This window comes from Pseudomonas migulae NBRC 103157 (genome assembly GCF_002091715.1).
In the GTDB taxonomy this organism is placed as follows: Bacteria; Pseudomonadota; Gammaproteobacteria; order Pseudomonadales; family Pseudomonadaceae; genus Aquipseudomonas; species Aquipseudomonas migulae_A.
Window position 1 is genome coordinate 26,200 of the sequence record NZ_BDAG01000012.1, and the last position, 13,236, is coordinate 39,435.

Consider the following 13,236-nt stretch of genomic DNA (forward strand, 5'->3'; position numbering starts at 1 on the left):
ACTGCGCGCTTCTTTTTTCAAACCCGCTGGAGGATTACCCCATGCTCACCGTCAAAGACCACAATGACCGGGCGGCGGCGGCCTATGCCGCGGTCTCCGGAAAGTACTGGATCGAAGCGCTCAAGGATGGTCGCCACGTATTGATCCGGCCGTTGGCGGAGAAAGACCGCGAGCGTGAATACGCCTTCATCAAACGGCTCTCTCCCGAGTCTCGCCACATGCGTTTTCTGGCGCAGATCAACGAACCCAGCGGCGCTTTGCTCGATCAGTTGATGGACACCGACAACAACAAGCGCCTGGCCTTCATTGCCCTGGTCCACGACAACGGCCAACTGGTCGAGATCGGTGTGAGCCGGTATGCCGCCACGGGCGAATTCGAATGTGAATGCGCCGTTACGGTCGCTGATGAATGGAAACACCTGGGTCTGGGCACACTTCTGATGGAACATTTGATCAAAGCCGCGCGCAAGAACGGTTTTCGCCAGATGTATTCGGTGGACGCCTCCAGCAATACGCCGATGCGCGACCTGGCCAAAGCACTGGGCTTCGAAACACACAATGACCCCGAAGACAGCCATCAGGTCATTCATCGTCTTTACCTGTAAACCCTCGCCCCGCGATGTCACGGCCAACGTTTCATCGCGGGGCGATCCACCTTCAGGACTGCAGCATCCGGCCCGGCTTGATCGCCAGCACACTGCACGGCGCCTGCTGTAACAGCTGCTCGGCCGTGGTTCCCAGTAGTTTGTTAAGTCCCTTGTGTTGCACCGTCCCCATCACGATGACATCGGTGTGATGCTCGGCGGCGAACTCACAAATACTGTTCAGCGGTATGCCCTCGATGAAGTGCCGGCATTCCGGTGGCACACCGTGGCGTTCGGCCAATGCCGCAAACGCCTCGTGCTGCGCCGAGCCCAGGCTTTCATAAATACCAACGGCCATCGGCAGCGCGCCAAAGCCAATGTCCTTGGCATACACGGCCGTCCAGTCATAGGCATGCAACAGCTCAAGCCGGGCGTCACATACCTCGGCCAGTTTGGTCGCGGCATCGATGATCTGGTCGTTGAACACCAGGTCCTGGTCTTCGTTGCGCAGCACATCGACGATGGCCAGCACGTTGCGCGGGCGTGGGTTGAGGGCGTTGGTCACCAGATGCACCGGCACCGGACAATCGCGCAGCAATTGCCAATCCAGCGGCGTGAAAAACACTCGCTTGAGCGCCGACTCTTCCTGCGCATCCTTGATGATCAGCGCCAGCGGCATCTCGTTGACGAAGTGCAGGATTTCCTCATAAGGGTGCTGCACCCACACCACTTCGCTGGTGACCTCCACGCCGTGCTTGCTCATCAACCCGGCCTGTTCCGTGAGCCAGTGCCGGTGGGTTTGCAGATAGCCGTCACGTGCAAGGCTCATTTGTTCGGGAGCGAACAAGCCGGCCACCGCCAGTGCCTGCGAATAATCGAATGCCACGATGTGCAATGGCATTTGCATCGCCCGAGCCAATGCGGCGGCCCGGTCGAACGCCGGTGTACGGGTCATGGCTGAAGGAGCTATTAACAATAAGCGCTGAGTCTGTGACATGGGACACCTCGGCATAAGGCCTTCTGGATAGCGTAGGCATACAGATTGCGCGGTCCCGATTCAGTCGACTTGATCTTTATCAGCCCAACGCGAGATGTACCTCAGAGCAGCAAGATGCCGGCCCACATCGCCGCCGTCAGCAACACCTGCCCCGGGATGAGATAAGCGGCGAACCGTCGCCCGCCACTGACCCAGGCCACCAGGCATTTGCTCAGCGAGTTACTGCTGACGGCGATCAGCGTAGGGACGGCAATGGCGTCGAACGGCAACTGGCCCGACTTGGCTAATGTGGCAATCGACGCTGTCGAGGAATGGGCATCGGCGAAACCGGTAAAGATCGCCGTCAGCATCACCCCCACTTCGCCGTAGTGGCTAAGCATCACCGACGACAGGAAAGTGATCCCCGTCATGGTCAAGGTGACGAGCAGGGCCAGCTTGAGATTGAACGCGCCACCCACCTTGATCGGTTGGCTCGCGCCAATTGATGGCCTTGGAAACATCAGGCACAGGCCATACAGCACCGTGGCGGCGGCACCAAACAACAGCGGGCCCCAGATGTGACGCAACAGATCGGTATCGACCGTTCCCAGGATCAGGCCGACCTGGGTGACGGTAGCGAGGTTGGACAATAACGCCGCTGCGCTAATGACCTTGATATTCTCCGGATCCTTGGCGGCAATATGGCCCATAACGGCAATGGTCACGGTGCTCGACGCAAATCCGGAGGCGATGGCGCTGATCGCGTAGCCATACCGGGTGCCCAACGTACGAACAGCAATATGTCCCACCGCCCCCACCACCATGAGCAATACCGTAAGGGTGCAAATGGTGCGCAGATTGATGGCGGCATAGGGACCGATAAAGCGATCAGGCACCAGCGGCAACACCACCAGTGCGGCAGTCAGCAGGACCAGACCGTCGCGCATCTCTGCATCAGTCAATTGGCTGCGGGCAAAGTGGTGCAGCTTCTGTCGATACGTCAACAATCCCGTCATCACCACGGCAATGGCAATGGCCAGTTCGGGCGCAGTGCTACACAGTGCCCCCAGGACCAACACCGTGAGCAATGCGACTTCGCTGGTCACGCCCGGGTCATCACTCAGGTTGCGCCAGTACGCCACGGTGACCAGCAACCCCAGCGTGATCGCCACGATGCCTACCAGCAGACCGCCACCGACCTGCATTGCTACGTAGCCCAACAGCGCGGTAATGGCAAACGTGCGCAACCCGGCACAGGCACGGCTTTCTCCTTTCCCTTTGTGCCGCTCGCGCTCAAGTCCAATGAGCATGCCGATTCCCAACGCCGCCGCTGCTCCCGTCATGCCGAGGGTTTCATTCATGGGTTTGTCATCTGCGCAGGCCTCGCCTTCCCGGACAAAAATCCCCACACACCCTCACGGCGTAATCGCCACCTTCATCACACCGTCCCGTTGGTGAGCAAATAACTCATAGGCCGCTTCGATGTCGTCGAGTTTGAAACGGTGAGTCACCAGGGGAGACAGGTCCACACCGCCGCTGTTCACCACCGCCATCAAGCGGCGCATGCGTTCCTTGCCACCGGGGCACAGGGTGGTGACAATGCTGTAGTCACCCAATCCTGCGGCGAAGGCATCGAGAGGAATGCGCAGATCACTTGAATAAACGCCAAGGCTGGACAACCGGCCGCCCGGGCGCAATACCCGCAGTGCGGACTCGAAAGTCCCTTGAGTGCCCAGCGCCTCGATAGACACATCGACACCACGGCCTTCGGTCAGGGCCATGATTTGCTCGACGACGTTGCCGTCCTTGAAATTGACCACGTGGGTCGCGCCCAACTGCCGCGCAACGCTCATCCGCTCCGCCACGGCATCAACGCCAATAATGGTGGTCGCGCCCTTGAGACGTGCACCGGCCACTGCGCAGAGGCCGATTGGCCCGAGGGCAAACACGGCAACGGTATCGCCGATGCTCACCTCGCCACGCTCCGCTCCGGAAAAACCGGTGGACATGATGTCCGGGCACATCAGCACCTGCTCATCGCTGAGGCCATCCGGGATGGGGCACAAATTGGCAATCGCGTCCGGCACCAGCACGTACTCGGCCTGGCAGCCATCAATGATGTTGCCGAATTTCCAGCCGCCCGTGGCGCGAAAGCCATGGCGGGTGTCCGGGCCATCCTGCGAGCCGCAGCCGCACAGGCACGCGTAACTTTGCCCGCTGGGCGTGATGGCGCCGGCAATGACTCGCTGCCCCTCGACAAAGCCACGCACCTGCGAGCCCAGCCGTTCGATGACACCTACCGGCTCATGACCCACGGTCAGCCCTTTGGCCACCGGATACTCACCGCGCAAGATGTGCACGTCGGTACCGCAAATGGTCGTGGTGCTGATGCGGATCAGTGCATCCAGCGGCCCGACTTCGGGGACGGGTTTGTCCTCCAGCACGATCCGGTTTTTTTCAACGAAAACTGCCGCTTTCATGGTCGCCATGGTGATCCCTTATTTTGTTCGATGTGCGCAAGAGTTCAGCACGAAGCCAAGACTGCGCCGGGGTGACGGACGAAAGGTTGATAATGGTCAACAATGTCGTCACTGAACGCAGCGCGGATAACCGTACGTCGGGCGGAATTGTCGCTGCCCCTTGCGTTTGACAAAGATCAAGCCCGCCTCCCCGGCCAGCCGCATGATTGTTGCAAAGCTTCACTTCCCCATTGCACCGGCGTCATTGGAGCAAGCATTTGCACGATTACCTGCGGGAGAATTGTCATGTCTGATCAAACGCGTTTCATGTTGGTCGCCTCGCCCTTGATGGAAAACAGCCCCGCTTTCGACCGGGCCGCCGCGCTGGCAAAAGCGTCAGATGCGGCGCTGCACATCGTGGCGTTCGACTATCTCGAAGGGCTGGCGACCGCTGGGATGGTCAATGGACAGGCGCTGGAACAGATGCGGCTCGGGTACGTTGAACGCCATCGCCAATGGCTGGAAGACCAGGCCCGTCCGTTGCGCAAAATCGGGGTACACGTCACCACTGAAGTGGTCTGGGTGGAGCGTCCCTTGCAGGAAATCCTCATCCATCTCAAAGAACAACCCATGGCTGCACTGATCAAGGCACTGGAACACGAATCGCTCCTGTCGCGCCTGATGTTTACTCCGCTGGATATTCATCTGCTGCGTGAATGCCCGGTGCCTTTGCATTTTGTCAGCCATATGAGCCATGTCCTACCGCGCAAGATTGTCGCTGCCGTCGACCCTTTCCATCGCGATGGGCAGTACGAGGGCTTCAATGACAGAATTCTGCAAGACGCCGCAAAACTGGCGAGCACCTGTCATGCAGAACTCGACGTTATCTATGCCCATGACCTTTCATCCATCAGCTCTGACGAATTCGGTTTCCGCGATGGCTCGACGTTTTTCTCTTCCAGCAAAGCCAAAACCCTGTTCGATGCACAGGCTGATGCCTTCCGCGAACTGTCGGAGCGCAACGGTATCCCGCCGGAGCGCCAACACATGATCATGGGCAACCCGGCCAAGGTACTTTCCAGCTACGCCGCCGCTTATGACATCGACATGATTGTCATGGGCCGGGTCGGGCATCGTGTTTTGGACAGGTTGGTCGGCAGTACGGTGGAACACTTGCTGTACAAGATGCCGTGCAGCGTCTGGGTGGTTGCACCGCAGGAATTGATTGAGGAGTAAAGCGAGTTGGTCCGGGAGGCCAAGTGAATGGCGACCCAATCCCTATTGCGAGTCAGAAACGAACAAGGGTTTGCATCAGCTTTCGCCCGCAAACCCTTGATTTTTAGATGGTGCCGAAGCCGGAATCGAACCTTTCTCTTTGTCGCTGAAAATAAAGGAAATTTCTATATTCGAAAATTTTTGTACCTCTATGTGTACCCTCACTGGGCTTTTCCAATGGTACGACAGGAACGCAGTGGGTCGGATTTGCTGTCATGAGGTCTTTCATGGGGCTCGTTCATTCAACGATTCATACCTTTTACCCTTAAAGCCTGGCGCCACCCAAGCGTTCACGGCCCGGATGTTCCCGGGCCGTTGTGCTGGTGTACTTCCTTGCCGAGCCCTTCAGTGCTCCTTGACTAACTGCGTAAGCAGCCTCGTTTCAGGCTTTTTTTCGAAGACCTTCTGCGGCAACAGCAGCCAGGCCAATGCCGGCAGCAAGATCAAGGCGCCGAGCATGTTCACCAGGAACATGAAGGCCAGCAGGATGCCCATGTCGGCCTGGAACTTGATCGGCGAGAAGGCCCAGGTCGACACTGCGACCGCCAGCGTCATGCCGGTCAGCAACACCACCTTGCCGGTGAACAGCAGCGCCTGGTAATACGCCTGAGCCAGGGTGTCGCCGGCACGCATTCGAGCCAGGATCACGCTCAACACATAGAGCGCATAGTCGATACCAATGCCCACGCCGAGCGCAATCACCGGCAGTGTCGCGACTTTCACGCCCATGCCCAGACTCACCATCAGCGCCTCGCAAAGAATCGAGGTGAGCATCAGCGGCAGCATTGCACAGAGGGTGGCGCGCCAACTGCGGAAGGTCAGCAGGCATAACAGGCTGACCGCACCGTAGACCCAGAACAGCATTTCGCGCATGGATTTTTTCACCACGATATTGGTCGCGGCTTCGATCCCAGCACTGCCCGCGGCCAGCATGAATTTGACCTCTGGCACCTGATGCTCGGTGATGAATTTTTCGCTGGCCTCCACCACTCGGTTCAGGGTATCGGCCTTGTGATCGGCCAGGTAAACGTACAGCGACAGCATCGAACAGCCCTGATTGAACAGCTCTCGCGGCGCGCGGGTCTGCACCGCACCCAACGCGCCGTCATTGGGGATCAGCTCATACCATTTGAAGTTACCTTCGTTGTAACCGACCGTGGCGATCTTGCTCAGCGCCGCCATGGAGGTGGTCGACTCCACTCCCGGTAATTGCTCCAGCCGCCAGGCCAGCGCATCTACCGCAGACAGGCTGGCGTAGCGCGTGCACTGATCTTCCGGGGTCTTGATCATGACCACGAAAATATCCGAGCTGGCCGCATAGTTGCGGGTCATGAACAGCGCATCGCGGTTGTAGCGCGAGTCGGCGCGCAGCTCCGGTGCGCCGGGATCAAGATCACCAATTTTCAGGTGCAGGCTCACGGCAAAACCGAACGCGGCCAGAAGCAGGCCGCCCAGCATGGCGCCAATGGCCCAGCGCCGCTGGGTGAACAGATCGAGAAAACGCCACAACGGATGCTTGATCTGCGCCTGCAGCTCGGCGGTTTCCGAACTCAGGCTGCGTTGTGCCGCTGCCGGGCTGACACCGATATAGCTGAGCAGGATCGGCAGCAGAATCAGGTTGGTGAAGATCAGCACCGCCACGCCGAGGCTGGCGGTGATCGCCAGGTCCTGAATCACCCGAATATTGATCAGCAGCAACACCGCGAAGCCCACCGCATCGCAGAGCAACGCGGTCATGCCGGCGGCAAACAATCGGCGAAAGGTATAACGCGCTGCCACCACCCGATGGGTGCCGCGACCGACGTCCTGCATGATGCCGTTCATCTTTTGCGCGCCATGACTCATGCCGATGGCGAACACCAGAAACGGCACCAGCGCCGAATAAGGGTCCAGCTCATAACCGAGGATGGCGAGCAGACCGAGCTGCCAGAGCACCGCCACCAGCGAACACGTCACCACCACCAAGGTGCTGCGTGCGCAACGGGTGTAGCCATAGAGCACCACCACAGTCACCAGTACCGCCACCACGAAAAACAGCAGTACCTGGGTCAACCCCTCGATCAGATCACCGACAATTTTGGTGAAACCGGTGATGTGAATTCGCAGATCATCGGTCTGGTACTTGTCCCGCAGGGCTTCCAGTTGCCGGGAAAACTCGCCGTAGTCCAGGGCTTTGCCCGTCTGCGGACTGATTTCGAGCAAGGGCACGAAGATCACACTGGACTTGAAGTTGCCGGCCACCAACTGGCCGACCTCGCCAGAACGGGCGACGTTGGTCCGCACTTGTTCGATGCTGGCGGCAGAGCCATCGTAGTCGTCGGGGATCACCGTACCGCCATCGAGGCCCTCCTCTGTCACTGCGGTCCAGCGCGTGGTCGGGGTCCATAACGACTTCATATAAGGCCGATCGACGCCCGGCAGCAGGTAGAGCTCATCGTTGAGCCTGGCCAGGGTGTCGAGGTAGTCCTTGCTGAATATATTGCCCTGCTTGACCTCCACGGCGATCCGCAACGAGTTGCCCAGGCCACTCAACTCGCTGCGATTTGCCAGGAAGTTGGCGACATAAGGGTGTCCAGTCGGGATGGTCTTCTCATAACTGGCGTTGATGCCGATGCGCGTTGCTTGCCAACCGAGCAGCAGAGTCACCAACAGACACAGCAGGATCATCAGCGGTCGATGGTTGAAAATCGCTCGCTCGGCGAAGTTGCCCGAAGCCTGGTCAAAGTCTTCCAGGCGGCCGATCACGGTTTGGGTTTTGTCGTCTTTCAAGTCTGACTCCTGTTGCACGGGCCTCGGCCCGATAGCGCTACACCGTGAAGTTTCAAGGTTTGCCGGACGCCCGCGGATCCTGGTCAGCGGCCACGCCACTCAAACCGACGCTGGCCAGACTGCCGTCGGCCGCCTGCTGCAGGGCCGCGACCGTCGCGCCGCTGCGGCTCTGACGTTTGTCGAAGCTGCGGCCCTGGTCATGGCTGAACAAAAATTCACCGCTCTGGCTGACCATTAGCAGGCTGCCGTCACGCAGTTCGATGGCGGTCGCAAGCGTTGAGTCGACGCCGGTGTCGAGGCGCCGCCAACGGTTGCCACGGTCATCGGACCACCAGGCGTTGCCGCGCAATCCATAGGCAATCAAGGCGCCGCTGCGGGTGCCAAGCAAACCGAAAAAGCTGCCTTCATAAGGTGATTTCAAGGCCTGGAACGAATGCCCGGCATCGCTCGAACGCAACAGCAAACCGCGCTCCCCCACCAGCAGCAGGTCATTGCCCGAGGCACGGATGCCATACAGGTTGAGGCCCTGCGGATTGGCCACATGCTGCATCCAGGGTTGCCAGTTTTGCCCGCCGTCGTCAGTGCGGTAGATCTGGTTGTAGGCACCCACGATGTAGCCATGCAGCCGGTCACTGAAGTACAGGTCGAGAAACGGCTTGTCCGGTCCGTCGCTCAGCAGATGCCGTGCCTGTTCCAGGTTGCTGGCGCCATCCGACTGATCGGCATCACGCTGCGCTGCCTGCACTGCCAACTTGGCAGCACCTTCGCCGTCGAGTTGCTTGTGCCAGGTTTCACCGCCGTCCTCGCTGTGCAACACCACACCCAGATGACCGACCGCCCAACCCTGCTCGGCATCGACGAATTGCACCGCCGTCAAGCTGACGCTGACCGGCACACTGGCCTGGCGCCAACTTTTCCCCGAGTCGTCCGAGAGCAGCACGATGCCCCGCTCTCCGACCGCCACCAAACGCTCCCCGGCCCGGGCCAACCCGAGCAATACCGCGCGCGGGGCCTTGGCGGTCAGCAACGCCGGCTGCTGCAGCACCGCGAACGTCGCGGCTTGCGCAGCCATGGACGTGCTCGCCAACAGACACAACGCCAGGGCGCAGACACCCCATCGCAGGCGAAAACTCGCAAAGATTTTTTCAACGTTCATGTCTTTATCCCGCTTGGAAAATCGCTCGCGACCGCGACGAGCTTCTCGCCCGTCGCAGCCCCCCAGGGTTCAACGCATGTTTTCATTGGCCATCGCATCCGGCGTGAAGTAAGAGGCCGAAGGCTTCGCGACTTTCTGGTACTGAACCGCCAGGTCATTGCTCGAGGAGTTGAGGAAGTAGGCGCCGGTGTCGAGGTTGTAGCTGCCCCACATGATCTGTGCGGTGAGCGCCGGCAGGTCCGGTGCCAGCAGCGTCAGCGAATACATCTGGCGTCCCAGTTTGCCCTGGGCGTCATACCCGTCGGCCATCAGGATCTGCCAGGAGTCCTCGTCGATGTAGTAGGTCCGACGCGGCACCACATGGCGCTTGCCGGATTTAAGCGTGGCCTCGACCACCCAGACCCGATGTTTCTCCCAGCGCACCAGATCGGGATTGAGGAAGTTCTGTTTGACCAAATCGTCGCTCTTGGCAAGACCGGCGCGGTTGTTGTTGTAGGCGACGATCAGTTCTTTCTTGCCCATCAGCTTGAGGTCGTAGCGATCGGTCGGTCCGAACAGCATGAACGCCTCGTCGAACAGACCGACCCCGGAGGTGACGAAGTCCGGGGTGTCGTAGGCGATGTTCGGCGCCCGGCGCACACGACGCTGGCCAACCAGGTACTGCCAGGCCGCACGGTTGGCCGGGTCCAGGTCCCAATGGGTCATCAGGCCTTCGCCGGCCTTCGACGACGGCAGTTCGGTCAACAGTTTGCCGATCAGGTATTTGCCGGAAAAATTTTCCGGGCTGCCGTTTTCGACGTAGTAGGGAAACTGGTAGGTGTACTGGGCACGGGTCGCCTGGACTTTCTTGCCGCCCGCCGTCATCAGCCAGGTGTCGAAAGGCGAGCTGATGGTATCGCCGCCCTGCCAGGACAGCCGGTAGTTCCACAGGACTTGCGCGCCGTTGTCCGGAATCGGAAACGGGATGCCGCCGTAGGCGCTGGCGACTTTCTCGGTCTCAACGTCCAGCGTGGCGCGGAGGGCATTCTTGGCGGTGTTGTCATAGACCCATTGCGGGGCCGCTGCCGAGCGATGGGTCGGGTAAACGTCCAGCCGGTAGTCCGGGTATTTCTTCAACAGAACCTTGGTTCCTTCGGCCAGCTCGCTGGCGTACTGCTCCATGTTCGAGGCCTTGATCGAGTACAGCGGTTTCTCGCCGGCGAATGGATCGGGACGTTTGTCACCCGCCTTGTAACCCGGCGCAACCTTGGTGTAGCCGCCATCCCAGGCCGGGATGCTGCCATCGGCGTTGCCGGCGCGCTCGCCGCCAAGGGGTGTCAATTCGGACTTCAAACGGGCCGACTGTTCGGGCGACACCGCTGCCTGTGTCAGGCTCATGCCGGCAAGGGCCAGGGTGAGGACGCACGTGTTGAGAAATGCTTTGTTCTGCATGGCGAATCCACCTTATTAGAATGAGGTTTTCACGTAGAGCGAGACGAAGTCGCGGTCGGCCAGCGACTGCCCGTAGCTGAAATTCCCGTCCTCGCGCAGCCCGGCTTTCGGCGCACCGAAGAAGTTCACGTAGTTGAGGCCAACATCCCAGCGCTGCAGATAGGTGGCCTTGAGCCCGACACTCCAGTCGCCGGAATGGGTATTGCCGAAGCCCGATTTGTTAACGGCCGAAGAGCGCCCATCGAGCACCACGCCCATGCCGATCGGCACGGTCAGGTCGATCCCGTCGATAATCTGGAAGTACGCCGGCTCCACCAACACGCGTAATGCCGTCGCATCGCGGGTCGTGTTGGAATCCAGCGCCGCGGCGTTCTCGGTGACGCTCAGGGTTCGGTTCCAGGCCAGTTCGGCCAGTGCCGAGCCGCCGTCCCAGAAGGCCGTCGGTGATAACAGGTAAATCGCCGACAGGTTGGCGTGCGCGGTTTTGCCCCGAGCAAACAGCGAGTTGTCGCCACCATCGGCATCCATGCCCGGTGTCACCACTTGCAGATTGCTCACCAGCGGCGCATTCCAGCGCACAGAGGTTTCACCGGCGAAGTTGAACGGGCCATAGGCAGTGGAAAAGCTGACGCCAGCCGTCTTGATATCTTCGGCGTAGACCTGACGATAAGAACTCAGGATCGGCAACCCGGTGGCCGCCGCCGCGGCGCCGTCGAGGTAGGCGTACAGCCCAATCGGGGTTTTGTCGTGATACTGCGCGGCGTAAAAACCCAGTTCCAGTTCGGTCCCGGTCGGTTTGAAACGAATCTGCATACCGCCCTGCCCCGAGTTCTTCGGTTTCAGATCGCCGCCATTCACGGTGTCGTTGCCAAACACCTCGCGCAGCGAACCGCTGCCGTAGCCGATGGCATCGGCATCGCTCAGGTAGCTGCCGGCACCGGGCAGATTGGAACGCTCCCACTCGAACTGGTAGTAGGCGCCCACCGACAACTGCGGATTGATCTGCAACTGCCCGGAGATCTGATTGACCGGACGCAGGATCTCCTTGAACTGGGTCCCCGGCACGCTAAGCAACTTGACCACGTCGGTCGGGCCCTGGGCATTGGCAATCCCGTTGCCGCCGTAGAACAGGCTTTCACCGTAGATCAGGCTGTGCCGCCCCAGACGCACCACGCCCTGGGAGTCTTCACCGAGGTCACCGCGCAGGAACACAAAGGCGTCGAGGATTTCGCCGTCGCGGCCATGGAGCTTACGGGTCTCACTGAGGAAATGCGTTTGCTCGCTGCTGTCGGTGTCCTTGTTGTAGATATCGTCGTACCAGGCCGCGCCACTCACACGCAGCCCGTAGTTTTGCCGACTGAGGTCCATTTCGGAAAACAGGTCCAGACGGTTGGAGACCAGACCGCTACTGAAATTTTTATCGCCCTGGCTCTGGATCGAGGGATACAGGCCGTTGGCGGTCGGCGCGTTGACCAAACGGCTGTCCTGACCCTGTAGACGCCAGGCCTGGCTGTATTTGATGGTGTTGTCCCAACGCAGTTTCCAGTCGGAATCACCGAGGTCCATTTGCATGGCCTCGACCCTTCCGACCATCACACCTGTGCCGCATAACGCCAGAAACAGGGCGCAATGCTTGAAACGAAAGCAACGTTTAACGTTGTCCATGGACGCTCCTCATTATTTTTATTTTTGGCATGGCTTTGCACGCATGGCGCCAGCCAACACGCTCGGGTAGCGGCTTGCGCCGCTGTCTACGGGTGTCCGTTTCAGATGTAGGTGGAGGCCAGGCCGCCATCGACTGCCAGGTTGACGCCGTTGATCCAGCGCGACTCGTCGGCACACAGGAAAGCGATCACCGCCGCCACCTCGTCGGCATAACCGGGGCGTTTCATGCGATGGGCATCAGCCTGGGTCCGGGCCTCACCGAGCATGCTTACGAAGTCGCCGAGGATCGGCGTGAAAACCGGGCCTGGCGCCACGCTGTTCATGCGCACCGAATGCTCGAGAAACCAGGGCTGGGCCTGCACGTAGTTCCAGACGATCAAGGCTTCCTTGAAATACTGGTAGCAGGTCTCGTCCGGTACCGGGTGTTCGGCCAGCCAGGCTTGCGCGGCGGCAAAATCTTCGATGCTCGCCAGCGCCTTGTGCAGGTCCAGGCGCTGCGGCCATTCGGCACCGAGGATCGAGGCGATATTGACGATGCTGCCGCCAGCCGTGATGCGCGGCAGTAGCGCGCTGCTCAGGTGGCGCAACCCCAGGTAATTGACCTGCGCCAGCAGTTGCGGATTCGCGGTGCCCGGGACCCCGGCGATATTGCACAGGCTATCGATCCGTGCCGGTAACTGCGGCAACAGCCGGTCGATGCTCTCGGCACTGCTCAGATCGCCCTGGACAAAGCCGTCCAGGGTCATGTGCGGGGCCTTCAGATCCACGCCAATCACTTGGGCACCGTGGCCGCGCAGCAGGCTTGCAGTGGCGGCGCCGATACCCGAGGAGACCCCGGTCACCAGTACAATCTTGTTGTCGAGTTTCATGTTGTGTCCTCTTATTGTTTTTGTGTATTCACCCGGTTGGCCAACCACTCGC

10 protein-coding genes are annotated in these 13,236 nt (G+C 60.1%); 2 read left to right on the plus strand and 8 right to left on the minus strand.

Going from position 1 to position 13,236, the window contains the following annotated elements; genetic code table 11:
* The first annotated feature begins 41 nt into the window (after positions 1 to 41).
* A complete protein-coding gene (locus PMI01S_RS11575) occupies positions 42 to 605 on the plus strand; it encodes a GNAT family N-acetyltransferase (RefSeq protein WP_084320028.1) in 564 nt (187 codons plus the stop codon).
* Positions 606 to 657: 52 nt separating this feature from the next.
* Here PMI01S_RS11575 and PMI01S_RS11580 read toward each other — a convergent pair whose 3' ends face one another.
* From PMI01S_RS11580 to PMI01S_RS11590, 3 genes are all read right to left on the minus strand, one after another.
* Positions 658 to 1,581, minus strand: coding sequence for a universal stress protein (locus tag PMI01S_RS11580; RefSeq protein WP_084320030.1), 924 nt, complete (start codon positions 1,579 to 1,581; stop codon positions 658 to 660).
* Between the two features lie 101 nt (positions 1,582 to 1,682).
* On the minus strand, positions 1,683 to 2,921 hold the full coding sequence (locus PMI01S_RS11585; protein ID WP_084320032.1) for an MgtC/SapB family protein: 1,239 nt from the start codon (positions 2,919 to 2,921) through the stop codon (positions 1,683 to 1,685).
* Between the two features lie 54 nt (positions 2,922 to 2,975).
* Complete coding sequence (locus PMI01S_RS11590) at positions 2,976 to 4,049, minus strand: NAD(P)-dependent alcohol dehydrogenase (RefSeq protein WP_084320034.1); 1,074 nt, start codon at positions 4,047 to 4,049, stop codon at positions 2,976 to 2,978.
* A 276-nt stretch (positions 4,050 to 4,325) separates the two neighbouring features.
* On the opposite strand from PMI01S_RS11590, the gene PMI01S_RS11595 reads away from it, so the two are divergent.
* The gene (locus PMI01S_RS11595; protein WP_084320036.1) at positions 4,326 to 5,255 is read left to right on the plus strand and encodes a universal stress protein; all 930 of its coding nucleotides are present in this window, start codon (positions 4,326 to 4,328) and stop codon (positions 5,253 to 5,255) included.
* A gap of 384 nt (positions 5,256 to 5,639) precedes the next feature.
* On the opposite strand, the gene PMI01S_RS11600 is transcribed toward PMI01S_RS11595, so the two are convergent.
* From PMI01S_RS11600 to PMI01S_RS11620, 5 genes are all read right to left on the minus strand, one after another.
* Entirely contained in the window at positions 5,640 to 8,063 is a 2,424-nt protein-coding gene (locus PMI01S_RS11600; protein WP_084320038.1) for an efflux RND transporter permease subunit, read from the minus strand.
* A gap of 52 nt (positions 8,064 to 8,115) precedes the next feature.
* Positions 8,116 to 9,219, minus strand: coding sequence for a WD40/YVTN/BNR-like repeat-containing protein (locus PMI01S_RS11605; protein ID WP_084320040.1), 1,104 nt, complete (start codon positions 9,217 to 9,219; stop codon positions 8,116 to 8,118).
* A gap of 69 nt (positions 9,220 to 9,288) precedes the next feature.
* Positions 9,289 to 10,650 carry a DUF1329 domain-containing protein gene (locus tag PMI01S_RS11610; protein WP_084320042.1) on the minus strand — a complete coding sequence of 454 codons (1,362 nt, stop codon included), beginning with the start codon at positions 10,648 to 10,650 and terminating at the stop codon, positions 9,289 to 9,291.
* Positions 10,651 to 10,665: 15 nt separating this feature from the next.
* Entirely contained in the window at positions 10,666 to 12,315 is a 1,650-nt protein-coding gene (locus PMI01S_RS11615) for a DUF1302 domain-containing protein (protein WP_084320044.1), read from the minus strand.
* A gap of 101 nt (positions 12,316 to 12,416) precedes the next feature.
* Positions 12,417 to 13,184, minus strand: coding sequence for a coniferyl-alcohol dehydrogenase (locus tag PMI01S_RS11620; protein ID WP_084320045.1), 768 nt, complete (start codon positions 13,182 to 13,184; stop codon positions 12,417 to 12,419).
* Positions 13,185 to 13,236 lie beyond the last annotated feature (52 nt).